General features: G+C 61.6%; 19 protein-coding genes. 6 read left to right on the forward strand and 13 right to left on the reverse strand.

What is annotated here, in order from left to right:
- Positions 1–1,792 (reverse strand): heavy metal translocating P-type ATPase (locus HHJ19_RS04275; RefSeq protein WP_296904380.1); only part of this gene is annotated, 1,792 nt, incomplete at its 3' end.
- Between the two features lie 190 nt (positions 1,793–1,982).
- Between HHJ19_RS04275 and HHJ19_RS04280 the strand changes: the two genes are divergently transcribed.
- Together HHJ19_RS04280 and asd are read left to right on the forward strand one after the other, a co-directional pair.
- Positions 1,983–2,171 carry a heavy-metal-associated domain-containing protein gene (locus HHJ19_RS04280; protein WP_296904381.1) on the forward strand — a complete coding sequence of 63 codons (189 nt, stop codon included), beginning with the start codon at positions 1,983–1,985 and terminating at the stop codon, positions 2,169–2,171.
- Positions 2,172–2,354: 183 nt separating this feature from the next.
- Positions 2,355–3,227: an archaetidylserine decarboxylase gene (asd, locus tag HHJ19_RS04285; protein WP_296904384.1), complete on the forward strand. Its 873-nt coding sequence runs from the start codon at positions 2,355–2,357 to the stop codon at positions 3,225–3,227.
- A 588-nt stretch (positions 3,228–3,815) separates the two neighbouring features.
- On the opposite strand, the gene HHJ19_RS04290 is transcribed toward asd, so the two are convergent.
- The 7 genes from HHJ19_RS04290 to HHJ19_RS04320 form a co-directional block, all read right to left on the reverse strand.
- On the reverse strand, positions 3,816–4,709 hold the full coding sequence (locus HHJ19_RS04290; RefSeq protein WP_296904386.1) for a Brp/Blh family beta-carotene 15,15'-dioxygenase: 894 nt from the start codon (positions 4,707–4,709) through the stop codon (positions 3,816–3,818).
- A gap of 1 nt (position 4,710) precedes the next feature.
- Positions 4,711–5,889, reverse strand: coding sequence for a lycopene cyclase family protein (locus HHJ19_RS04295; RefSeq protein WP_296904388.1), 1,179 nt, complete (start codon positions 5,887–5,889; stop codon positions 4,711–4,713).
- Complete coding sequence (locus tag HHJ19_RS04300) at positions 5,879–6,847, reverse strand: phytoene/squalene synthase family protein (RefSeq protein WP_296904390.1); 969 nt, start codon at positions 6,845–6,847, stop codon at positions 5,879–5,881. The genes HHJ19_RS04295 and HHJ19_RS04300 overlap by 11 nt, the downstream gene beginning before the upstream one ends.
- On the reverse strand, positions 6,844–8,319 hold the full coding sequence (crtI, locus tag HHJ19_RS04305; RefSeq protein ID WP_296904392.1) for a phytoene desaturase family protein: 1,476 nt from the start codon (positions 8,317–8,319) through the stop codon (positions 6,844–6,846). Before crtI ends, HHJ19_RS04300 begins: the two co-directional genes overlap by 4 nt.
- On the reverse strand, positions 8,319–9,296 hold the full coding sequence (locus HHJ19_RS04310) for a polyprenyl synthetase family protein (RefSeq protein ID WP_366929382.1): 978 nt from the start codon (positions 9,294–9,296) through the stop codon (positions 8,319–8,321). The genes crtI and HHJ19_RS04310 overlap by 1 nt, the downstream gene beginning before the upstream one ends.
- Positions 9,297–9,357: 61 nt before the next feature.
- The gene (locus HHJ19_RS04315) at positions 9,358–10,170 is read right to left on the reverse strand and encodes a bacteriorhodopsin-like (RefSeq protein ID WP_296904393.1); all 813 of its coding nucleotides are present in this window, start codon (positions 10,168–10,170) and stop codon (positions 9,358–9,360) included.
- Between the two features lie 460 nt (positions 10,171–10,630).
- Positions 10,631–11,527 (reverse strand): DUF72 domain-containing protein, encoded by an 897-nt coding sequence (locus tag HHJ19_RS04320; protein ID WP_296904394.1) that lies wholly within the window; start codon positions 11,525–11,527, stop codon positions 10,631–10,633.
- 181 nt (positions 11,528–11,708) lie between these two features.
- Here HHJ19_RS04320 and HHJ19_RS04325 point away from each other — a divergent pair, with 181 nt between their 5' ends.
- Together HHJ19_RS04325 and HHJ19_RS04330 are read left to right on the forward strand one after the other, a co-directional pair.
- Positions 11,709–13,307 carry a M20 family metallopeptidase gene (locus HHJ19_RS04325; RefSeq protein WP_296904395.1) on the forward strand — a complete coding sequence of 533 codons (1,599 nt, stop codon included), beginning with the start codon at positions 11,709–11,711 and terminating at the stop codon, positions 13,305–13,307.
- Positions 13,308–13,383: 76 nt separating this feature from the next.
- Positions 13,384–14,286: an alpha/beta hydrolase gene (locus HHJ19_RS04330; RefSeq protein ID WP_296904396.1), complete on the forward strand. Its 903-nt coding sequence runs from the start codon at positions 13,384–13,386 to the stop codon at positions 14,284–14,286.
- A 77-nt stretch (positions 14,287–14,363) separates the two neighbouring features.
- On the opposite strand, the gene HHJ19_RS04335 is transcribed toward HHJ19_RS04330, so the two are convergent.
- The 5 genes from HHJ19_RS04335 to HHJ19_RS04355 all read right to left on the reverse strand — a co-directional run bounded on the left by HHJ19_RS04335 (position 14,364) and on the right by HHJ19_RS04355 (position 18,578).
- Entirely contained in the window at positions 14,364–14,840 is a 477-nt protein-coding gene (locus HHJ19_RS04335) for a YidB family protein (RefSeq protein WP_296904397.1), read from the reverse strand.
- Positions 14,841–14,886: 46 nt separating this feature from the next.
- Complete coding sequence (locus HHJ19_RS04340) at positions 14,887–16,056, reverse strand: MFS transporter (protein ID WP_296904399.1); 1,170 nt, start codon at positions 16,054–16,056, stop codon at positions 14,887–14,889.
- A 37-nt stretch (positions 16,057–16,093) separates the two neighbouring features.
- Complete coding sequence (locus HHJ19_RS04345) at positions 16,094–16,441, reverse strand: DUF805 domain-containing protein (RefSeq protein WP_296904400.1); 348 nt, start codon at positions 16,439–16,441, stop codon at positions 16,094–16,096.
- Between the two features lie 108 nt (positions 16,442–16,549).
- The gene (locus HHJ19_RS04350) at positions 16,550–17,317 is read right to left on the reverse strand and encodes a 16S rRNA (uracil(1498)-N(3))-methyltransferase (RefSeq protein ID WP_296904402.1); all 768 of its coding nucleotides are present in this window, start codon (positions 17,315–17,317) and stop codon (positions 16,550–16,552) included.
- 91 nt (positions 17,318–17,408) lie between these two features.
- Positions 17,409–18,578, reverse strand: coding sequence for a phosphotransferase (locus tag HHJ19_RS04355; RefSeq protein WP_296904404.1), 1,170 nt, complete (start codon positions 18,576–18,578; stop codon positions 17,409–17,411).
- A gap of 102 nt (positions 18,579–18,680) precedes the next feature.
- On the opposite strand from HHJ19_RS04355, the gene HHJ19_RS04360 reads away from it, so the two are divergent.
- Complete coding sequence (locus HHJ19_RS04360; protein WP_296904406.1) at positions 18,681–21,134, forward strand: LPS-assembly protein LptD; 2,454 nt, start codon at positions 18,681–18,683, stop codon at positions 21,132–21,134.
- Positions 21,127–22,542 (forward strand): peptidylprolyl isomerase, encoded by a 1,416-nt coding sequence (locus HHJ19_RS04365; RefSeq protein WP_296904408.1) that lies wholly within the window; start codon positions 21,127–21,129, stop codon positions 22,540–22,542. Before HHJ19_RS04360 ends, HHJ19_RS04365 begins: the two co-directional genes overlap by 8 nt.
- The last annotated feature ends 166 nt before the right edge of the window (positions 22,543–22,708 follow it).

Raw genomic sequence — 22,708 nt, forward strand, 5'->3', positions numbered from 1 at the left:
CGCTCATATCAACGCCCAGCTCCTGCATGAAGCGCGGGCTGCCGAGCCGCAACTCGCGCCCCTCGACCAGTGCCGACATGCCGCGCCCAGCGACCGCACGGACTTGTGATGCGCCAGGCACACCAACTCTTTCCTTCAGCGCCAGCGCGGTGACCGCCCTGGCCAGCGGATGTTCACTGCCCGCCTGGATGGCGGCCGCCCAGGCCAGGACGGCTTCACGCGATTCACGCGATTCACCCAGTGGCTCCAGCGCCACCAGCTCGGGTTTTCCTTCGGTCAGCGTGCCGGTCTTGTCGAAGGCGACGATCTTGACCTTGTGCGCGACTTCCAGCGCCTCGGCGTCCTTGATCAGGATGCCGTGTTTCGCCGCCACCCCCGTGCCTGCCATGATGGCGGTCGGCGTGGCCAGCCCGAGCGCGCAGGGGCAGGCGATGACCAGCACGGCCACCGCGTTGAGGATGGCGGTTTCCCAGTTCCCGGTCGCCAAGCCCCAGCCCAGCAGCGTGATGGCGGCGATGACCAGGACGACCGGCACAAACACCGCGCTGACCTGGTCGACCAGCCGCTGTATCGGTGCCTTTTTGGCTTGCGCCGACTCGACCATGCGCACGATGCGCGCCAGCGTCGATTCGGCGCCTACCGCCGTCGTGCGCACCACGATCAGCCCTTCGGCGTTGACCGCGCCACCCGTGACGTGGTCGCCGGCGTGTTTGTTGACCGGCAGGCTCTCGCCGGTAATCAGCGACTCGTCCACCTCGGTCGCACCTTCGATGATTTCGCCGTCCACCGCAATTCGTTCACCAGGCCGCACCACGATCAGGTCGCCGACCCGCACTTCGGCAATCGCAATGTCCTGATCCTGGCCGTCCAGGCGCCGGCGGGCGGTTTCAGGACGCAGCGCATTGAGCGCGCGGATCGCTTCGGTAGTCTGGCGTTTGGCGCGCGCCTCCATCCATTTGCCGAGCAGCACCAACGTGATGACCACGGCCGAGGCTTCGAAATACAGATGCGCCATGCCGTGGTCGCCGTGAACAAGAAGCTGGTACACGCTAAGCCCATAAGCGGCCGACGTGCCAATGGCCACCAGCAAATCCATGTTGCCAGTGCCGGCCCGCACGGCTTTCCAGCCAGCCTTGTAAAACCGTGCGCCGAGCCAGAACTGAACCGGCGTGGCGAGCATCCATTGAAGCCAGCCATCCAGCATCCACGACTTGCCCGCCAGCATGCCAAACATCGGCAGCGCCAGTGGTGCCGAAAAGGCAGCAGCCAGCGCGATCGGCCACCAGCTGGCGCCAGGTTTTGCGGCAGCGCCGGCCTGCGTGCTGACTGCCTGCATTTCCCATGCGCGGTAACCGGCCTTGTCGACGGCGGCAAGGAGCTGGCGAAGGGTATTGCCGCCACCCGCGGTTTTGACCTCGGCGGTTTCAGTCGCCAGATTGACTTCTGCCGACAGCACGCCGGGCACCTGGCGGAGCGCTTTTTCTACCCGCGATACACACGAGGCGCAGGTCATGTCGCCGATGCCCAGCCGCAGCGACTGCTCGCCCACTGCGTAGCCGGCTTTTTCAACTGCCGCCTTCAGTGTGGCCATGCTGACACCGCCTTCTGCCTTGACGCTGGCCTCCTCGGTGGCGAAGTTGACGCTAGCCGCTGCAACGCCTGGTGTGCCGGCCAGCGCTTTTTCCACCCTGGCCACACACGACGCGCAGGTCATGCCTTCCACCGGAAAGCGCCATTCGGCCAGCGCGGTGGCGGGTGCGCGGGCTGCGGTTGGTGTCTGTGCGACGCTCATTGGTTCTCCTGAGGGGGCTTGCGAATTGCATTGGTAAGTCGAGTCTGAACCTTGCCATCATGGCAGGGTCAAGGGCCCACCCGCAATAACCCTCGATTTTCAGGGGAATGACGCCGGCTCGCTTGACCCTGTCCCTGTAGGAAGGTTCAGACTCCAAAGCGTTCGTTTCATTTACTTTCAAGGAGTCTGCATGGAATTCAATGTCCCTGACATGAGTTGCGGCCACTGCGCCGGCGTCATCACCAAAACGCTCAAGGCGCTTGACGCCAGCGCCATCATCAGCTTTGATCTGCCGGTCAAAAAGGTGACGGTGCAAACCACGCAAGACCGCGAAACCGTGGCTGCCGCACTGGCCGAGGCGGGATACCCGGCCAACTGAGCAACCTGGCTGATAATTTCTGATAATTTAAGGCCGTAGTCCAGGTAATACGGTCGTACTGCGCTATCGAATAAATAGCAAGCCGGGAGTGAACGATATTGGCTTGCAATGGCTATGTCGGGCAGCCAGCGCCAGGCAGCCGTCCCGATAGAATGAAACTTCCTTGTTTCACGCTGCCTGCCTATGTCTGACCGCTCCGCCGTTTTGCCGCAATACCTGATTCCCAAGCAGGCGCTCACCGCATTTGCCGGTTATGTGGCGGGGCGCGAGCGCGGCTGGGTCACCACCGAAATTATTCGCCGCTTTGTTGCCAAATACCAAGTCAACATGGGCGAGGCGCTCAATTCCGACATCGCCAGTTACCCCACCTTCAACGACTTCTTTACCCGAGCCCTCAAGCCCGGTGCGCGACCGCTGGCCGATGCCGAGCTGATTTGCCCGGTCGACGGCGCGATCAGCCAGTTCGGCGCGATCGAGCACGACCAGATCTTCCAGGCCAAAGGCCACCGCTTTTCGACCACCGCCGTGGTCGGCGGCGACGCCACGCTGTCGGCGCAGTACCAGGACGGCAGCTTCGCCACGATCTACCTCAGCCCCAAGGACTATCACCGCATTCACATGCCGTGCGATGGACGCCTGCGCCGCATGATTTACGTTCCCGGCGATCTGTTTTCAGTCAATCCGGTCACCGCGCGCGGTGTGCCTGGCCTGTTTGCGCGCAACGAGCGCGTGGTCTGCGTGTTCGAATCGGCGCGTGGCCCTTTCGTGCTGATCCTCGTCGGCGCGACGATTGTCGGCAGCATGGCCACCGTCTGGCACGGCGTGGTGAATCCGCCGCGCGGCGGCGCGGTTCGAGAGTGGCGCTACCCGGCGAGCGCTGAGCAGCCTGCGGTGGAACTGAAACAGGGCGATGAAATGGGCCGCTTTTTGCTGGGCTCCACCGTCGTCCTGCTGTTCCCGAAGGGGCCGCTGCGCTTCAACCCTGAATGGGCCGCGGGGCGAGGCGTGCGGCTGGGCGAGGTGATGGCGAGTTACTCGACAGGCTCCCAGGCCTGACTGCCTCGGAAAAATCGGAAAAACCCCGGAAAATGCGTCACGTTGCCAGAATGCACCGTGTTGTCTGCCAGATAACGATTGACGCGTTCAGGGGTGTTGGCCGTGATGGCCTTGCGTTTTTGAGAAAGGCTCGAAGAAGAAGGGCCGGAAAAGTTTTGCACTGGACAATTGCTGGATGCCGCCCATCCATCGACTTTCCTTTATCTTGAAGGAGGGTGCTGCCCGGGCGACCGCCCCTCGTCTGGTTGTTTGAGGTGAGCGCCAAAAAAACGGTTGCTGCACTGTGCGACAGCGGACGCGCCGGGAACCGTCGCAAAGCCGCGAAAAAATCGCCAAAAAAACCGTCGCAAAGATGCCGCAGTCCCCATGCATGAGAACATCTTGCTTGCGGCAGGACTTTGGCGTGCTGCGGTCGCACTGACCGTCAGATCAAATGGCCAGCTGACAAGGGCTAACCCAGACGCAAAACCCCGGCCATTCCCTTTGCTTTACCAAAGCGGGCAAATGCACGCCGGTCTTGATTTTTTGTCTGGCGATTTACCATTGACTAATTAAAAAATTCGCCAGGGAGCCGTTTGCGCAGCACGCTCAATGCTTCCAACCCGTGAATCGTACCCGCTCCACCAGTATCATGTGCGGCACTGTCAACGCGGCCAGCGAGACAAACACAAACTGCAACAAGCGCTCGTCAGCGGGAGAATCCGGGAGCAGTGCCCAGCCCGCGCCCGCCATTGCGAGAACTGCCAACATAGGCGTGACAGCCACCAGGACGAGCCGTTGCAACGTGACATTGGCGTACCTTTGTGTGCGCAAGATATGCCGCGCGCTGTGCATGCAGCAGAAAAACACAGCAAACCCCAGTAGCGGGGTCGCCGTCAGGGCCAGCAGGCCAACGGCCGCCATTTCCAATGCAGACAGGCGGTCGCGCCGCGCGCTGCGCAGCACAAGCAACGCGAGGGCCACCACCGAAGGCCAGGCGATCAGCTGAAGTCCGGCACTTACGGGGAGCGCCGCATGACTGCCCACCAGCATGGAGAAAAGCCTTGAAATTTCGGTGGCGTGCAGCGCAGCCGGGATTGCAATCACCGCGATGCCGTAAAGCAGGCGTGCAGCGAATCCTGCGCCGGGTGCTGGGTCACCCGAAAAATGAAGCACTGACAGCAGCAGGAACCCGATCAAAAATACTGTCGGCATGAACCACCACAGCGCCACTGTCAGAGCCGCCAGCAACAGATACCAAACCACAAACCCGATCCAGCGCGCAGACCCTTGCATTCTCTGCAACGACTGCGCGAAAATGGGATCAAGCGCACCATGAGGGACGCCCAGCAACACGACCAGCAAGGCGAGAAGCACTGTCTCGTGCTGAGGATTCATCGGCCCCATAAGCAATGAAAAAACCACAGTTACCAACGCAACCGCACAAAATGCGATTCCCTGAAGGCGTTCGGCGTCGACCCGGAGGGACGAACGGTTTGTCATGTTATGAGCCTGCCGGCATGCCTTGGCCGGAACTCGCAGCGCTGAACAATTGTTGTAAAAACGGCTTGGCTGGCAGGGCCAAAACAATGGACGCGTAATCGACAAGGCTGCCGCAGTCACTTAGAAAACGGATCACCTTTTGGCTGTCCGCACGGGCAAACAGGGTCATGAACAGTTGCGGCGCCAATTCGGGCTGCCGGCGAATGAGGTTCAAAAAGATTCGGTCCATTTGCCTAAGCAAAGCTGGGTCCGGGGTGTGCCCGATCGGCAATCTGCCGCCGGCGATCGCCTGGGCGCAGTGAGCAGCCCAGCGCTGGATGCGTTGAAATGCGTATCCGGTTGCTGGCCGAGCAGCCCCTGCTGACACGCCAACCTGCACATAAGCCAGTTCTAGCCCGGCCAAACCAGAATTCTGATGATCGAGGCCCATGGGAAGCATCCCGCTTTCTGTGCGCAGCACGGTGAAATCAGCACCGTTGACACGCTGTGCAATGGCGGCATTCAGCTCAGCGGCTAGATCATCGGCTGCGAGTGGCGCAACGCCAAAGACCGTGAACTCAACCAGCGCACGCGTTTTCGAAATCGGCAGCACATAGATGAAGGCAACGCGCTCCGGGTTTGCGGGCAAAAAATCCATCAGATCAGCGCACTCTGGATCAAAGACAGCCTGTGAACAGTCAATTTCATAACCATAAAAAGACTGCCACAGCAATGCACCGCCTGGCGCCGGCATTCGCACGGGCCGGGTATCCACCACCATGGCCGCCGTCACCTGCCCGGCCAGGGTTTGCAGATGCCAGCGTCCGCCGTGAAACTGAGGCTCTGACAGGACCGGCGTGTCCATTAGCAGACGTAGCTGCGGCACATCCCTGAGGGCGGTCTGTGCGACCGCATAAAACCGCTCTGCGGCCAACATGCGGTAAGGGGTTCTGGCGCAATCGATACACAGTGTCTGACGTGCGTTGCGTACTTTGACGGCCGGCCATTGATGCTGCGCCGTTTGGGCGAAAGGCGTCGCCTCGCCGCCCCAAAAGCACCAGGTACGATCGTTCTGATAACGCGGTCGCTGTTCCAGGATCAATGTCGCCGGCGCGCGATGACCGAGCTGGGCCAGGCGCATGGCCAGACTCAGTCCGGCGCATCCCCCTCCCAGAATCAGTAGTTCAACGTCATGCTGCATGGTGCAGAAAAGAGGCGGTGCTTAAACTCGGGCAGTCCAAAAGTGCAAAGTGCAGGCGCTTGTCGTGAAGTGGCGGATGCCGCCAGAATGAGCGACTTACCGGAATCGCTACGAGCGCTCGTGTCGTGATGGCGGCCTTTTGCCATGCCGGCACCACGACGCGCTCCGTCCAGTACGCGTAGTCGCGCGCTCTAAGCTGCCTGCCTATGGCGCGGTACATCCGAGCCGCCACCAGGATACTGCTGCGCGCGCGCGCGGGCAGATAGGAAAGGCCGAGTTCGCCGCTTTGGTAATAAGTGTCCGCACAGTCGAGCAAGGTGGCAACGCATTGCCGTACCGTACCGCGCAATAGTCCTGTCGGATGGATCAGCGCCCCGGGCGCCAGATCGCCCACCAGGCCAGCCGGTAGATAGCGCCGGTTAAGCGCTGCGTCGGCGGCAATGTCGCGGCAGATGTTTGTTAGTTGCATCGCGATGCCCAGATCAACCGCATGCGGAAAAGCGGCTGGATCGTCAGTATCCAGCACCTTGCACATCATCAGCCCCACCGTTCCGGCAACCTGATAGCAGTAGCGCAACAGTGCATCCAGATCGGGCATGCGAACCGGTTCAAGATCGGACTGCACACCGGCTATGAGATCCAGAAAGATATCGGAATCAATGCCGCACTCTTGCAGCAAAGCCAGTCCATCCTGAATGACTGGCTCGTTTGAGTGGCCGTCGCGTATCGACGCTGCAGCGTCGGCCAGCGCTTCTTTTGCCAGCGGCACCGAGCTGGTCTCGTCGGCCAGGTCGTCAATGTAGCGGCACAGGCGATACAGACGCGTGGCCCGGGCAGCGTGCACCGGTTTAAGCAATTGACGGGCCCAATAAAAACTGCGGCCTTTTGCGGCCAGCACGCTGTCGGCACTGGCTGTCAGTGCGGGCTTTGTAACAGCCGCTTGAACCAGCTGGTTCATGCAGATACCGCGAGTGGAATCAGTGCATCCATTACTTTGGCGGAGCACAGGACACCCGGTAGTCCGGCCCCCGGATGAGTGCCAGCGCCCACCAGATAAAGATTTTTCAAACCTTCTGCGCGGTTATGAAAACGAAACCAGGCCGACTGCCGAAACAACGGGGAAACTGAGAACCCGGCGCCGTGCTTGCTTAAATAATCGTGCTCGAAGTCCTTCGGCGTCATGAAGAACTCTTCGGTAATTGTCGCTGTCAGATTGGGCAGGATGGTTTTATCCAGCGCGGCGACGATTCGGTCGCGCAGTGCCGGACCTTCCTTGTTCCAATCCAGTTTTCCCAGCAAATTGGGCACGGGGCAGAGCACATAGAAACTGTCGCAGCCCGCCGGCGCAAAGCTCGCGTCCGTGGCTGTGGGCCGGTGCAGGTAAAGAGAAAAATCCTCGGACAAGGTTTTGTGGTCGAAGATGTCGGCCAACAGTTCACGGTAGCGTTCACCCAGCCAGATGGTGTGGTGCGCGACATCGGGATAGGTTTGCGTGGTGCCGAAATATAAAACGAAAAGCCCCATTGAAAAAGTGGCGGCACCCAGCTTCAGCCGAGTTGCGATTGATTGCTGCGAGGGCTTGACCATTTGGCTGTATAGATGCGCTGGATCTGCATTGGAAACCACAAGATCGGCCAGCACCCTACGCCCGTCATCCATGACGACGCCCTTGACAACGCCTTGATCAATGGTCAGCGAGGCCACCGTCTGACCGAGCTGGACGTCAATTCCGTGTCGCCCCATCAACTCGCCTAAGGCGCGGGTAATGGCCGCAGTTCCCCCCATCGCGAAATGCACACCGTAAGCACGTTCCAGGTAGTGGATTAAGCCGTAGATGCTGGTGGTGTCAAAAGGATTGCCGCCCACCAGCAGAGGCTGGATGGAAAATGCCTGCCGCAGCTTCGGGTGGCTGAGATAGCGGGACACCAGCTGCCACACCGTTTCGTGGCTGCGCAGTGCTACGAGTCTGGGAATCTGCTTGAGCATGGTCCGCAGGCGGTGAAACGGCATGGCCGACAATTCGGTAAAGCCCACGTCGAAGATTCGCTTCGAATGACTCAACAAATTACGGTAGCCGTCGCAATCGCGTGGCTCGATGCGTTCAATCTCAGCCAGGGTATCTTCGAGCGTGCCGCCATAGTCAAAAGTATCGCCATCAGCGAAATAAAACCGGTACCAGGGCTTCAACGGAACCAGCGTGACATGGTCGGCAAATCGTTCATCGAACAAGGCGAACAATTCGTCAAACAAAAACGGCGCGGTGATTACGGTGGGGCCTGCATCGTGGCGAAAGCCATTTCGCTCAAAAACCTGAGCACGACCGCCAAGCTGGGCGCAGCGGTCCATCAGGGTCACGCGGTAGCCCTTGGCCCGCAGACGCAATGCGGCCGCTATGCCACCGAATCCGGCGCCGATGACCACAGCCTGCATCAACAAGTCTCCAGCGACGAAATAGCAGCGAGCTTACGACGCATATCGGCGGAAAACCCCAGTAGTAAAGCGCCCGCGTTAGACGGCAGCCTTGCAGCGCTGGACTCGCACAGCGCCAACTGCTGTAGGCCGAGATCTCTTGCGCGAAAGATGGCATCAGCGTGGGAATGGGACTCCATGAAAATGAGGGCAATATTCATAGCCGGACGGCTTTTCCCGCCGCTGTCACTGCGCGCAGCATCGCCGGCCAGGTCTTCCAGGTCATCGAATATTTGATAGCTGACGGCAAAGCTTTCACATGCTTGTCGCGCCGCTGGCATAGCGTCCGTGTGTCCTGATGCCAACAGCGCAAGTTCCAGCGGCAAGCCCAACAACGCACCGGACTTGGCCATTGCAATTTTCGTATACAGCCCAATACTGCCCGCCTTGCCGTCAAGCCCGGCAAGGTCTGCACACTGCCCGTCGATAGCCCTTGCGGTGCGCTCGTGGAGCAGCGACAGCATGGACGGCAAGACACCGGACTGGCTGATCGTGCACAGCGCGCAGTAAGCTGCTGACAACAAAAAGTCTCCGCTGCAGATGGCCAGGTTGCCACCATATTTTGCCCACAGTGCTTGCTGTCCGCGTCTGAATTGATCCCGGTCCTGCAAGTCATCATGGATTAGGGAGGCGTTGTGCATCAGTTCTGCACAGGTTGCAATGCACAGCGTGTCATTGTCCGTCAGCCCAAGCGCCAGCCCCGCCGCAAGACCCAGCCGAGCCCTTACGCGCTGGCCGCCGGCGCTCAAATGATAGGCCGCAGCCGATCTTGCGCCCACCTCGCCGGCTGCCGAAAAACCAGCGCTGGCGCCCGTTGCGTCGCGCATGCGCGAGTCAACCTGGGGAAGCAGGGATTCCAACTTCTCGTGGTGATTCTGGCTCCGCAGGCAAACAGGTGGAGGCATGAAGAGTCTCCGTTTCAGATCGACAGTGAACATCGTTAGGCAGGCCCAGAAAAGAACCTGCTCCGATGCGCCGAATGGAGAAAGTGCCGGGAAACTACTGAGCCTGTTTTTTGGCCATACTCTCGGACTCGTTCACTGCGACTGTCCAGATAATCAAACCGAAGGCAATCTTGTTGAGCACATCAGCCAGGTTATAGATGATGTTCAATGCATTCACGCTGTTGGCTGGGCTGCTGCCGGTAAAGTAACCGAAGAAGTAGCCGATTGGGTAAATGGCCCAACCAAAGGTCACAATCAAACGCATGGTATTAAACGCTGACTGCACAGATGGCGGCGCACTTTGCGCGTTGATTTTGCTGGCCTGACCCATAAAAATTTCATAGAGGATGAAAGCCCAGCCAGCCATACCAATGATGAACGCCGGCAATACGGGCATATAGGCTGCTTCGCCCAGATAGCCGCCAATCAGCATGACGAGAGTGCCGATCATGAGACGCCAGAAGATGCCGACGGGTACTTTGGTGATGGCTGACAAGATCAGATAAAACTCGATCATCAGCAATGGCACGGTAATCAGCCAGTCGATGTAGCGAAAGACGGTTGGCGTTGAACCCGTGGTAACCCAGACTTCCCGCATGTAGAAATAGTGCACAGCGGCCACCAGCGTTACAAGGCCGGAGACAGTCAGCGACGTCTTCCATTTGGCAGAGACGCGGTCGCGTTCCAGAAAGAAAAAGACCGTCGATGCGACTAGTGCCATCGAGATAAGCCAAAAGGATATTCCGACAAAGTCGTCAGGTCGCAATGTCGCGCTGGACGCCGCCGAAGCGTGGGTGGCTACAAAACACAAAGCGAGCCCGGAAATCAAGCTTGCAACCGTTTTGGAAAAAAAATGATTTAGTAGCATGCGTGTTCCCCCGAAAATGCATGACCAGTTGTACCAAAGAACTTTTCAGTTCTTTACCTGCCATGATTTCAGTGATCCCCAATGGGGTCCAGACTAATCACGAACTTAAAGTATAAATAAATACTTATTGGTAATGTTCAGTGTTTTCCCTAATTCCCTGACGACGAAAGGGCAATTGATTAACACTCGAACCAGTCGTTATCCAGTGGTCTTCAATTCTGATTTTGGTTTGTAACAGCACCCTTGGTCCACTCAGCAAAAAATTGGTCTGTGGGCAGCCGGGGGCGCAGCAGGCAGATTCAGGCGAGTTTTCCCAGCACTTCCTCATCAGCGCAGAGTCCGCTGTGCGGGCTTGTAGTCCGTGCCGATTTTCGAGATCAAACCGCCGTTGCCAAGCTCTGGCCAAGAACGCGCCGTCTGAAGAACTGCGTGTCTGAGGCGAACAGGCTTGCGGTAGCCTTCACTTGCACGGCGTCGTGGCGACCCATGCGCTGGCGCCTCCCGCTTTTTCAGACCCAAGCCGACTCAGCAACGCTATGGCCGCATGGGGTGCCCGTTCCTTTGCACCATTAATAAAATAAATGAACACATCGCGCGGCGCGCAGCCCTCGGCGGGCGCTTCCAGGCTGGGCAGATCGGCAGGTGCACTGCCCACAGCCCAGAGCCGGGCACGGTCGGCCCAGGCGTCGAGCGCCTCATCGGCGTAACCCGTGGCGATTGGTGCCTCGCTCTGCATCAGGCGCGCATAAACGAAGTCGCCCGTCAGGTCGCCAAACGACGGATACTTTTCGGCGTCGGTGAAAACCGTGGCCACCCGGTAACGGCGCGCCAGTGCCAGGTACTCAAGCGTCATGAAGCTTTCGTGGCGAACATCGGCCACATGGCGCAGCGGCTGGCCGTCAACACTGGGTGGCAGCAGCGCCAGAAAGGCCTCGAAATCTTGCGGCTCGAAGGCCTTGCCGGGCATAAATTGCCAGACGATGGGACCGAGCTTCTGGCCCAGCTCGCTGACGCCGCTCTGCACAAAACGCGCGATGGATTCGCCGGCATCCGCCAACACGCGGCGATGGGTCGCGTAGCGCGGGGCCTTGAGTGAAAACACGAAGCCGTCGGGGCTTTCGTCATGCCAATTTTTAAAGCTCGCCGGCTTGAGCGTGCCGTAAAACGTTGCGTTGACCTCAATCGTAGTGAGCTGGCGGCTGGCGTACGCCAGCTCGCGGCTACGCGGCAGGCCCTTGGGAAAGAAGTTACCGCGCCAGGGCCCGTAAGTCCAGCCGCCCACGCCGACGCGGGTGCCCTCGGCACGAGAGGCGGCAACAGCAGCCAAAACGCCTAAGGTGCCGGGTGGCTGGATCATGGCGGGCCTTGATGAGCTGGAAGAGCTTGACTGTCCTTGCAGCGCATCGCAACAAACGCAGCAGGCCGCAGCCCTCCGGGGCGCTTGCGGGATAGTGAGTGTCGCGTGGCATGCTTGCGGCTGCAAGCGTACAGTTGCCTTTACGCAAAAGTTTTTCCATTATTTATCCCGGAGTTTTTCCATGAATGCCTCATTGCACGCTGCGCCCGATTTGCAGCGCGAAATTCCCGCCGGCGTCCTCAATGCGCCCCAGGCCCTCGCGCAGGTAACGGCGCAGTGGGACAGCGACATCGTCCAGCAGATTTCCAACTACATCGCCATTCCTGCAAAATCCCCGATGTTTGACAGTGACTGGGCGCAGCACGGTTTTATCGACACCGTCATGCGCAATGCCGCGAGCTGGGTGGAAGCGCAAAAAGTGGACGGGCTGAAGCTTGAAATTGTTCGCCTGGAGGGGCGCACGCCAGTGCTGTTTTTTGAGATTCCGGCCTCATCAGGCGGTGCGGGGGCATCCCCTCTTCACCAGCCGGGGCCGCAGGACCGGCTTCGCCGGACTGCAGGCGCAGCGTCCCCCTCGGGGGGCAGCGAACCACGCGAAGCGGGGAGCGTGGGGGCCACAGTCCTGATGTACGGCCACCTCGACAAACAGCCCGAATTCACCGGCTGGCGCAGCGACCTCGGGCCCTGGACGCCGAAATACGAAGACGGCAAGCTCTATGGCCGGGGCGGCGCCGACGATGGCTATGCGGTCTATGCCAGCATTGCCGCCGTGCAGGCACTCAAAGCGCAAAAGGTGCCGCATCCGCGCATCGTCGGGTTGATCGAAACCAGCGAGGAAAGTGGCTCCTACGATCTGCTGCCTTATGTGAATGCGCTGCGCGAGCGGCTGGGCGAGGTGGCGCTGGTGGTGTGCCTCGACTCGGGCGCCGGCAATTACGACCAGCTGTGGCTGACCACCAGCCTGCGTGGCAACGCGGCCGGCGTGCTCAAGGTCGAGGTCCTGACCGAGGGCGTGCATTCGGGCGATGCCAGCGGCCTGGTGCCGTCGAGCTTTCGCATCATGCGCCAGGTGCTGGACCGGCTGGAGGACAGCAAGACCGGCCGCCTGCTGCCGCAAAGCTTTCATTGCGCCATTCCGGCTGACCGGTTGGCGCAGGCGCAGGACACGGCAAAAATTCTGGGCGAGGAAATCTATAAGCGCTTTCCGTGGGCGCATTACGACTGCGAAGGCTCCACCAGCTTTGCGCTGCCAACCACCACCGACCCGGTGGAGGCGTTGCTCAACCGCACCTGGCGGCCCACCCTCAGCGTGACCGGCGCCGAAGGTTTTCCGGCCTTCAAGGATGCCGGCAATGTGCTGCGCCCTTACAGCGCCTTCAAACTCTCGCTGCGCCTGCCACCGCTGGTTGATGCCGGCGCCGCGGTGCGTGAGCTCAAGGCGCTGCTGGAAGACAACGCGCCCTATCAGGCGAAGGTTACGTTTGAGGGCGGCGGTGGTGCAAACGGCTGGAACGCGCCAGCGACGCGGCCCTGGTTTGAAAACGCCCTCAACGACGCATCGCAGAGCTTTTTCGGCGCCCCGTGCGGCACCATGGGCCAGGGCGGCACGATTCCGCTGATGAGCATGCTGAGCCAGGGTTTTCCCAAGGCACAGATGATGGTCTGCGGCGTGCTCGGCCCAAAGAGCAATGCGCACGGCCCCAACGAATTCCTGAACGTGCCTTATGCCAAGAAGCTGACCGCCGCGGTAGCCCATGTGATGGCGCGTGTGCCTGGCTGAGCCCTGACGTTTCTGCTGTTTCTCCCCCCAGACCGCGTCCTTTAAGGTGCGGTTTTTTCAAGTCAGGTCCTGCTGCATGAGCCCCCCGCTGTTGACTCCCTTCACTGCCCGCGACGGTGAAAACCTGGCCCTCTATGAATGGCACACCGAGACGTGGGATCCCGAGACCGGTTACGCCGCGCTGCCGCCGCGCGCGGTGGTGCTGATGTTGCATGGCCTGGGCGAACACGCCGGGCGCTATGGTCATGTGGCCGAGCAGCTGCTGGAGTGGGGTTTTGCGGTGCGCGCCTATGACCAGCGCGGCCACGGCCATTCATCCGGTGCCCGGGGCTGTCTTCCTCATGACGCCACGCTGCTCGAGGACCTGGCGGACATGGTCGACGCGACCCGCCTGCACTGCAGCGCGGCGTCGCAGCAATCCGATGCCGCGCTGCCGCTGATCCTGCTCGGGCACAGTCTTGGCGGTCTGGTGGTGAGCCGTTTTGTGGCGCTGAAAATGCGCCCGATAGAGGGCCTGGTTTTGTCGTCCCCGGCTTTCGATGTCGACCTGGGCGGGCTGCAAAAACTGCTACTGGCCGCTATGCCGCGTCTGGTGCCCCATCTGTGCGTGGGCAACGGACTCGATGCACGGTGGCTGTCGCACGACGAATGCGTGGTGCGCGACTATCTGGCCGACCCGCAGGTGCATGACCGGATTTCGGCACGCCTGGGCAAATTTATTGCGACAGCCGGTCCGGCCACGCTGGCGGCGGCGCCGGGCTGGCGCACGCCGACGCTGCTGATGTATGCCGGAGATGACCGGTTCGTCAACCCGGCCGGCAGCCGCGCTTTTGCCGAGGCCGCCGCCGACGCGCTCGCCGTCAGGGTCGGGACCGTGACGAGCAAATGCTTCGATGGGCTTTATCACGAGATTTTCAACGAAACCGGCGCGGCGCCTGTCTTCGACACACTGAAAGCCTGGCTGGACGCACGATTTTAAACAAAAACCGCCGCTAGTTCAAGGATTACGGCTATTGTCAGCTATAAAAACAGGAGCGCACTGATGGCGCGAGCCGCTCAGCGCCGTTGCAGCAGTCCGCCCAGCATGTCCATCAGGTCGCCGCTGTTGCCCAGCCCGTGCTCGGGCGCCTGGCCTTCGGGCGTCAGGTGGTTGATCAGGCCCGGCAGCACCTGCGAGAGCTGTGCGGCCGCTTCGTCGGGATTGACGCCCAGTTTGGCGGCAATGTCGGAAATAGTGCCCGAACCCAGCGCGCTGGTCACTTCGTCGCCAGACACCGGCTGGTTCGGCCCGCCGCCGATCCACGAACGCACGGCGCCGCCCAGGCCTGCCTGCTCAAACTTGCTTACCAGCCCGCCCAGGCCGCCGTGCTGGCCGTCGTTGCCCAGCATGCCAATGACGATCTGGACCAGTTGCGGATTGCTGGCCAGCATGCCCAGAATGCCACCCAGGCCGCCAGCATTGCCTTGCGTGTCCTGCTGGGGCTGCTGGCCACGATACATGACCGCGCCCAATACCGAATCAAGTAATCCCATGGCATTCTCCAAAAGTTAACGAATCAAAGTAAAAGCGCCCAGGCGCTCAGAGGCTGCGCCGCCGGCGCCGCCCCAGCCCAAGCCAGGCCAGCGCCAGGCCGGTCAGCGCCAAAGGCAGTAGCGAACCGAAATTCAGCAACGTCCAGCCCTGGGTGGTGACCAGCACACCGGATGCCAGTGAGGACACCGCCAGCACGGCAAACACGCAGAAGTTGAGCGCGCCCTGGGCCTTGTCCTTTTCTTCCGGCCGGTACGCCGTCAGCGCCAGCGTGGTGGCACCGGTAAAAAGAAAATTCCAGCCCAGCCCGAGCAAAAACAGCGCCGCCAGAAATTGCCTGAACTCGACGCCCGTCAGCGCAATCAGCACGCACACCAGGTTAAGCGCAAGCCCGACTCCCATGATCGGCAGTGTGCCAAATTTCCTGATCAGGTGGCCGGTAAAAAAGCCCGGCGCAAACATGCCTATCACATGCCACTCCAGCACAATGGCCACATCCGAAAACGGCAGGCCGCAGACCTGCATTGCAATCGGCGTGGCGGCCATCAGCAGGTTCATGACGCCATAACCCAGCGCGCTGGCAGCCGCGGCAACGACAAACACCGGCTGGCGCATGATTTGGCCCAGTGGACGACCGCCGTTGTGGGCCTGTTGGGGCGGTGGCGGCGGAAACCGGATAAAGGCAAGCAAGGCCATGGCCAGCAGCGCCACGCCTGCCAGCGCGAGGTAGGCGCCGGCAAAGGGCACGTCCGTCAGGCCGCGCGTGCCTGCCGCCAGATTGGGACCGGCCACGGCGCCCAGCAGGCCGCCGGCCATGACCAGCGAAACCGCCTTTTCGCGAAAAGATGGCAGTGCCAGTTCGGCTGCGGCAAAGCGGTAAAGCTGCGCATTGGCGTTGTAATAACCCGCCACCAGTGTCGCGGTCACCAGCAGCCAGAAGTTCCTGCTGTACGCCGCGTAGCAGCACAGCAGGGCGGAAAGCACCGCCACCAGCAAACCGAGCTGAAACGAGGTCTTGCGGCCAAAGTGGCGCTGCGTGTGGGCGACCAGCCCGGTTGACAGTGCCCCGCCCACCACATAGGCCATCACCGGCAAGGTCGCCATCCAGCCCAGCGGCGCCAGGTTCAGGCCGACCAGACCGTTGATGGCGATGAAGGTGACATTGTTGGTGAGAAACAGCCCCTGGCAGATGGCCAGCAGCCAGAGGTTGCGGTTCATGGCGGGTGAAGCGGGGGTCGGGCGGCGACGCCTGCGCTCAAACGGCCGCTTTTGGATTGGCGCCGTAGTCGTTGTCCTGCGCATCGCCTTCCTTCACGGCCCAGTAAAGGGCAATGAGCCAGCCGATCAGGGGAATTAGCACGACCAGCAGCCACCAGCCACTGCGGCCAATGTCATGCAGCCGCCGCACGCCCACGGTAATGGTCGGAATCAGGTGAACCAGCGCCACCAGGCCGCTGATCAGCTGGCCGTTCAGGGCTGCGTCCAGCACGCTGGCCACGATGACGATGCCGACATACACCAGGAGATACATCCAGTATTCGGTGCGCCGCGCGCGGCCGCTCACGTTGAAATACTCGCGCATGACTTTCAGGTACCAGTTCATAGCATCCCTATCGAGGTTTGTTTTTTTGTCGGGTGGCCGACGGCACCGGGCCGGCTCCGGAGCGCCCGCTTCACGACGATCCGGACATCTTACGTGAGCCCCGTGACATCAGGGCTGGCCGTCGCCAGACAACGTGAGCAGCGACAAACAGGCCAGTGGCGCGGTTTCGGCGCGCAGCACGCGCGGGCCCAGGCTGACGGGGCTGAAACCGCAGGCGAAGGCGGCGGCTTCCTCGGCGGCACTCAGACCGCCTTCCGGGCCACTCAGGAAGGTGAGTGCGCCGCGGCCGGCGACGGACTGGTCCAGCGGGCGCGAGCCTTCGCGCAGCGACAGCAGCAGTCGGCGGTCGGCTTCGGCGGCGCTGGCGTCACGGCTTTTCTTCAGCCAGTCGGCCAGCGTGACAACCTCGTGAATCAGCGGCAGCCGGTTGCGCCCGCACTGCTCGCTGGCGGCCATGGCAATGCCGCGCCAATGCGCCAGTTTCTTGTCGGCGCGCTCGGCCTTGAGGCGCAGCACGCTGCGCTCGCTCATCACCGGCTGGATGCTGGCCGCGCCCAGTTCGGTGGCTTTTTCGACCAGCCAGTCCATCCGGTCGTTGGCCGGCATACCCGTGACCAGGTGGATGGCGCGGCGCGCTTCGCGGACCGTGGCGCTGTAAGCGCCTATCACCACGTCAACGTCGCTGCGGCCCATACGCTCTACCGTCGCCTCGAATTCGCCTTCGCTGCCGGGCTGGCCGTCGCCCAGTCCGTTGAAGAGCGTGATGCTGTCGCCCGGTTGCAGGCGCAAGACCTGCACATGGCGCGCGGCCTGTTCGGGCAGGCCAACGGTGTGGCCGGGGATCAATGCCAGGTCGGCGAAAAAACGCGGCCTCACGGTCGGGCGCAGGCTGCGTAAAGAGCTGAATTTGCTATTAAATAAATAGCAAACAATGACCGTCTTACACGGACAAGAAGGTGATTTGACATCAAAACGTGTATCCGACGCGGGTTTCGTTGCCTTCGATCTCGTCGAGCAGCACCATCAGCGGCCCGAGCTGCCGGTAGCGCGCGCAAGTCGCGCGGACGTATCGGATGAAGCGCGGCGTGTCCGCCAGGTAGTGCGGTTTGCCGTCGCGCAGCGTCAGGCGGGCAAAAATGCCGAGCACCTTGAGGTGGCGCTGCAGGCCCATCCATTCGACGGCCCGGTAAAACTCGCCGAAATCATCGCCCACAGGCAAACCTGCCTTGCGCGCCTTTTGCCAGTAGCGCACGGTGATGTCGAGTACGAATTCCTCTTCCCAGCTCAGGAAGGCGTCGCGCATCAGGCTGGCAATGTCATAGGTAATCGGCCCATAGACCGCGTCCTGGAAATCTAGAATGCCCAAGGCCCCGACGCTTGCCACTTCGTGTGCTGCGCTGCCCCCCGGGGGGGCTAACTTTCCCAGCGGCGGTTCGTCGAAAAATCGCACGCCCTCTGCGTTGCTGGTCTGGGCGACCATCAGATTGCGCGGCATGAAATCGCGGTGCACATAAACGCGTGCGCCGCCCAGCGACTGCAGGTTGCTCGCCTTGATCTGTGCGAATGCGTCATCAAGTTTGCCTTGCTGGCCGGCATCCAGCCTGATGGAACGGTGCCGGCCGACATACCACTCGGGGAAAAGCGCCAGTTCACGGCTCAGCAGCGCGTCGTCATAAGGCGGTAGCACGCCGGGCTTCGAGGCCAGTTGCCAGCGCACCAGCAGATCCACCGCTTCCATGTAAAGGTCAAAATGCCCGGGTGTCGGCACGGCCATGGCGCTGACGGCAAGCGGCGGCGCGATCAGCTCAAGCAGGGTCTTGGCACCCAGGTCGCTCAGCAGCATGAAGCCGAGCGGCGCATTCCAGGCCAGCACGCGGGGTGCATTCAGGCCCGCATCGGCCATCAGGGCGGCTACCTTGACAAAGGGTGCGCAGTCTTCCCGGTCCGGCGGCGCGTCCATGATGATGCAACTGCCGCCCGCCGCGTCGATCCGGAAATAACGGCGGAAGCTGGCGTCGGCGGAGGCCAAACGCACGCTGGCGGTTTGCAGGCCATGCTGCTGGGCGATAGACGCCAGCCATTGCGCGAAGGCGCTGGCGCGCGCCGGGTCAGTCCAGACGAGGGGGGAAGCAGTCATGTTTTTTGAACACTTTGTCAGTGTGGCAGGCCGGGGTGGACGAATCAGAGGGTCATGGATAATCAGGCCTGATTTTACAAACGGGTTTATCTCATACAAACGATGCGCTGCGCATCCCATTCTTCTTTTATTCTTTCTCCGGTGGCTCTGGCGGTCCGCGGGCTGGTGCTTTGCGCTTCGTTCTGCCTGGCGCTGGCCGGGCCGGCGCACAGTCAGCCGGCGGGGGGCGCTGAAGCCGCTGTCCCGCTGCCCGAAGCCGCAGCGTCCGCAGCTTCGCCCGCCGGCGAGGTCAAGCTCAAGAGTTCGCCTCTGCTGGCCGAGGAAGTTTCCAAATCACCCGAAAACAAGGGCCCGACCTTTGTTTTCGGTGACCGGCTGTCCGGCCGGCCGGATCTGGAAACGGTGATCGATGGCAATGCCGAACTGCGCCGCGGCGCCAGCTCGATGCGCGCCGACCATATCGAGTATTACCAGCCCGACGACCTGCTCAAGAGCCGCGGCAATGTCCGCATCAACAACGCCGGCAACCGCTTTGAAGGTCCGGAACTTGAAATCAAGCTGGACCGTTTCGAGGGTTTTTTCACCGCGCCGACCTACCGGTTTCTCAGCAATGGCGGCAACGGCAAGGCCGAGCGCGTCGATTTCATTGACGACAAGCACTTCACCGCTCTGCGCGCGAGCTACACCACCTGCGAACGCGACAACGAAGCCAGCTGGCAACCCGCCTGGGTACTGACAGCCAGCCGTTTCGACTTTGACCTTGACGAAGAGGTCGGGCTGGCCACCGGGGCGGTGGTGCGCTTCATGGGTGTGCCGATACTGGGGTTTCCCAAGGTGAGCTTTCCGCTGACCGACAAGCGCAAGTCCGGTTTCTTGCCGCCGACGCTCGGCCTGGGTTCGCTCAACGGTTTTGAAATCCGCCAGCCTTATTATTTTGATATCGCGCCGAACCGGGACGCTACGTTTTCACCCGCCATCATGAGTAAGCGCGGCGTGGATCTGGCTGGAGAGTTTCGCTACCTGGACCCGACCTACCGGGGCCAGCTGCGCGCAAATTTGCTGCCCGGCGACAAACTGCGCAACCGCGACCGCTGGTCCTATTCGCTGCAGCACCAGGGCGCAATCGATACCGGCGTGTCAGCCATCGGCGGGCTCGGGCTCAACCTGAACCTGAACCGGGTCAGTGACAAGGACTACTGGCGTGACTTCCCGATTGCGACCGGCCAGGTGACGCAGCGCCTGCTGACGCAGGAAGCGATGCTGTCCTGGAACCGCGGCTATTTTTCATCGTCCGTGCGGACGCTGAAGTGGCAGACCCTGCAGGATGTCAACTCGCCGATCGTTCCGCCCTACGACCGGCTGCCGCAGCTCACTGCCGCATATACCCGCGTGGATGCACCGCTGGCTGGCATGGGCGACGGTTTTGACTGGTCGGTCGAGGGCGACTACACCCGCTTTTCAGCCGACAAGACTTTGACGCTGCAGCCCAACGGCAATCGTGCTTTTACCCGGCTGCAGGCCAGCCATCCCTGGTTGTGGCCGGCCGGCTTCATCACGCCGAAATTGCAGCTGCACGCCACCAGCTACCAGTTTGACGGGCCGCTGGCCAATGGCCGGGCGACGGCCTCGCGCGTCGTTCCGACATTCAGCCTGGACGGCGGACTGCAGTTCGAGCGTGATACCCGCGTTTTTGGCCGTGGTTTTACCCAGACACTGGAGCCCCGCGCGTTTTACGTGCGCACGCCCTACCGCGACCAGAGCCTGCTGCCCAACTACGATTCGGGCCTGAACGGCTTCAACTTCGCCACCGTTTTCACCGAAAACGCCTTTGGCGGCAATGACCGGATTTCAGACGCGAACCTGCTCACGCTGGGCCTGACTTCCCGGTTGCTGGACCCCAAGACCGGCGCGGAAATCGTGCGTCTTGGCGTCGCGCAGCGCCTGAGTTTTGCCGACCAGAAAGTGACCCTGCCCGGCCTGTTGCCCGCCACTGACCGGATCAGCGACCTGCTGGCGGGCGCGACAGTCAACTGGGTGCCGCAGTGGTCTTTTGACAGTACGGTGCAGTACAACCCGAAAGTCAGGCAGTCCGAGTTCGCCTCAATCGGCGTGCGCTACAACCCCAGCAACTACCGCACCATCAGCGCGGCCTACCGGCGCCAGCGCAATGTCAGCGAGCAGTTTGATGTGGGCTGGCAGTGGCCGATCAACGATCTGTGGGGCGACAAGGGACAAGACCTTGGCGCGGGCCAGGGGCAGGGCGGCGGCCGGTACTACAGCGTGGGCCGCCTGAACTACAGCCTGCAGGATAAAAAACTGGTTGATGCGGTGGTCGGCCTTGAGTACGATGGCTGCTGCTGGATTGGCCGCGTCGTGCTGCAGCGCTCACAAAGCAGCACCGTCACTTCCAACACCCGAATTCTGTTCCAGCTCGAACTGGTCGGTTTTTCCCGCATCGGCGCCAGTCCCCTGGAAACGCTTAAAACCAACGTCCCACGCTACCAAACCCTGCGTGACAAAATCAGTCCGCCCAGCCGCTTTACTACCTATGAATAACGACCGCTTTTTTACCGGATTTTTTTCGGCCCGGCCACTGGCCGCTTCGCTGATGCTGCTGCTCGCGCTGCCCATGAGCGGGCTGCAGGCCCAAGGGCTCAAGCCTTCCGGCATGCTGCGGCTGCCGGACGCGCCCGCCAGCGCGGCAGCTGCCGGGCGGCGCGGCGCGGCGCCGCAGCGGCAGGCAGATTTCATCGTCGCGGTGGTGAACTCCGAACCGATTACCAACAACGAAGTGCGCGCCAAGCTGGTACGTACCGAGCTGCTGTTGCAGCAGCAAGGCGGGGCACTGCCGCCACGCGGCGAGCTGGTGCGCGAGGTGCTGGAGCGCATGATCAGTGACAAGGCGCAACTGCAAATGGCGCAGACCTCAGGGGCGAAGGTGGACGACAACGCGATCGAGGGTGCTGTCGAGACCGTCGCCCGGCAGAACCAGATCACCGTGGACGAATTGCGCCGCCGACTGAAGGCCGACGGCATTGACTACAACCAGTTTCGCTCGGAAATGCGTGACGAATTACTGGTCAGACGGCTGCGCCAGCGCGAAGTCGAGGCCAAGGTGACGGTGAGCGAGCAGGAGATTGACCAGTTCATGCGCGACCAGGAAGGCAAGACCGAGGGCTCTGCGCTGGCGCTCAACCTGGCCGAGATTCTGGTGGCAGTGCCTGAAAACGCCAATCCCGAGCAGGTCGCGGCGCTGCAGGCCAAGGCCCTGCAGGTGCTGGAGCGGGCCCGCTCTGGCAGCGACTTCGCGGCGCTGGCCAACGAGGTTTCGGCGTCTGCGACGCGCAGCAACGGCGGTCAGATGGGTTTGCGCAATGCGGACCGTTATCCACCGCTGTTTGTCCAGGCGACGCAGAATCTGCGCGCGGGTGGCCTGGCTGGTCCGGTGCGCAGTGGCGCTGGTTTTCACATCCTGAAGGTGGTTGAAAAAAGGCAGGCCGGCGCGGCGGACGCGGTCATCACGCAAACCCGCGCCCGCCACATTTTGCTGCGGCTGTCGCCGCAACTGACAGAAACCGCCGCGATCGAAAAACTCGCCGGCTTCAAAAAGCGCATTGTTGCAGGCCAGGCCGACTTTGCGCTGCTTGCGCGAGAAAACAGCCAGGACGGTTCCGCCAAGGAAGGCGGCGATCTGGGCTGGGTCAGTCCGGGCGCTTTTGTGCCCGAATTCGAAAAAGTCATGAACGGCCTGGGCCCTAACCAGATTTCAGATCCGCTGGTTTCGCGCTTTGGCGTGCACCTGGTGCAGGTTATGGAGCGGCGGGAGGCGCCGATTTCCCCGCGTGACCAGCGTGAAATGGTGCGCGGCCTGCTGCGTGAGAAAAAGCAGAATGAAGCCTACCTGCTGTGGGCTCAGGACATCCGCGGGCGAGCCTACGTGGAATTCCGCGAACCGCCTCAGTGACCCCCACGCTTTTCACTTCATGTAATGCGTTGTCCTCCGGGGGAGCTGGCCTTGCCTGGGGCAACCCGGCGCAGCGGCATCTGGCTGCTATGAGGGCCGCCTTGGAGAAGTTTTCCAGGCGCCAGGCCGAAGGCTGCGGGGCGACTGTCGCCCGGGCTTGCGCATC

Source organism: Polaromonas sp. (assembly GCF_012927415.1).
Lineage (GTDB): Bacteria > Pseudomonadota > Gammaproteobacteria > Burkholderiales > Burkholderiaceae_C > Polaromonas.

What these genes read in the sequence shown, in the direction of transcription:
- asd (WP_296904384.1), top strand. Translation starts at nt 2,355, where the DNA reads ATGTCTGACCGCTCCGCCGTTTTGCCGCAATACCTGATTCCCAAGCAG.
- HHJ19_RS04315 (WP_296904393.1), bottom strand. Translation starts at nt 10,170, where the DNA reads ATGCTACTAAATCATTTTTTTTCCAAAACGGTTGCAAGCTTGATTTCC.
- HHJ19_RS04360 (WP_296904406.1), top strand. Translation starts at nt 18,681, where the DNA reads ATGCGCTGCGCATCCCATTCTTCTTTTATTCTTTCTCCGGTGGCTCTG.
- HHJ19_RS04355 (WP_296904404.1), bottom strand. Translation starts at nt 18,578, where the DNA reads ATGACTGCTTCCCCCCTCGTCTGGACTGACCCGGCGCGCGCCAGCGCC.
- HHJ19_RS04295 (WP_296904388.1), bottom strand. Translation starts at nt 5,889, where the DNA reads ATGCAGCATGACGTTGAACTACTGATTCTGGGAGGGGGATGCGCCGGA.
- HHJ19_RS04330 (WP_296904396.1), top strand. Translation starts at nt 13,384, where the DNA reads ATGAGCCCCCCGCTGTTGACTCCCTTCACTGCCCGCGACGGTGAAAAC.
- HHJ19_RS04320 (WP_296904394.1), bottom strand. Translation starts at nt 11,527, where the DNA reads ATGATCCAGCCACCCGGCACCTTAGGCGTTTTGGCTGCTGTTGCCGCC.
- HHJ19_RS04335 (WP_296904397.1), bottom strand. Translation starts at nt 14,840, where the DNA reads ATGGGATTACTTGATTCGGTATTGGGCGCGGTCATGTATCGTGGCCAG.
- HHJ19_RS04280 (WP_296904381.1), top strand. Translation starts at nt 1,983, where the DNA reads ATGGAATTCAATGTCCCTGACATGAGTTGCGGCCACTGCGCCGGCGTC.
- HHJ19_RS04345 (WP_296904400.1), bottom strand. Translation starts at nt 16,441, where the DNA reads ATGAACTGGTACCTGAAAGTCATGCGCGAGTATTTCAACGTGAGCGGC.
- crtI (WP_296904392.1), bottom strand. Translation starts at nt 8,319, where the DNA reads ATGCAGGCTGTGGTCATCGGCGCCGGATTCGGTGGCATAGCGGCCGCA.
- HHJ19_RS04340 (WP_296904399.1), bottom strand. Translation starts at nt 16,056, where the DNA reads ATGAACCGCAACCTCTGGCTGCTGGCCATCTGCCAGGGGCTGTTTCTC.
- HHJ19_RS04310 (WP_366929382.1), bottom strand. Translation starts at nt 9,296, where the DNA reads ATGTTCACTGTCGATCTGAAACGGAGACTCTTCATGCCTCCACCTGTT.
- HHJ19_RS04365 (WP_296904408.1), top strand. Translation starts at nt 21,127, where the DNA reads ATGAATAACGACCGCTTTTTTACCGGATTTTTTTCGGCCCGGCCACTG.
- HHJ19_RS04290 (WP_296904386.1), bottom strand. Translation starts at nt 4,709, where the DNA reads ATGACAAACCGTTCGTCCCTCCGGGTCGACGCCGAACGCCTTCAGGGA.
- HHJ19_RS04325 (WP_296904395.1), top strand. Translation starts at nt 11,709, where the DNA reads ATGAATGCCTCATTGCACGCTGCGCCCGATTTGCAGCGCGAAATTCCC.
- HHJ19_RS04300 (WP_296904390.1), bottom strand. Translation starts at nt 6,847, where the DNA reads ATGAACCAGCTGGTTCAAGCGGCTGTTACAAAGCCCGCACTGACAGCC.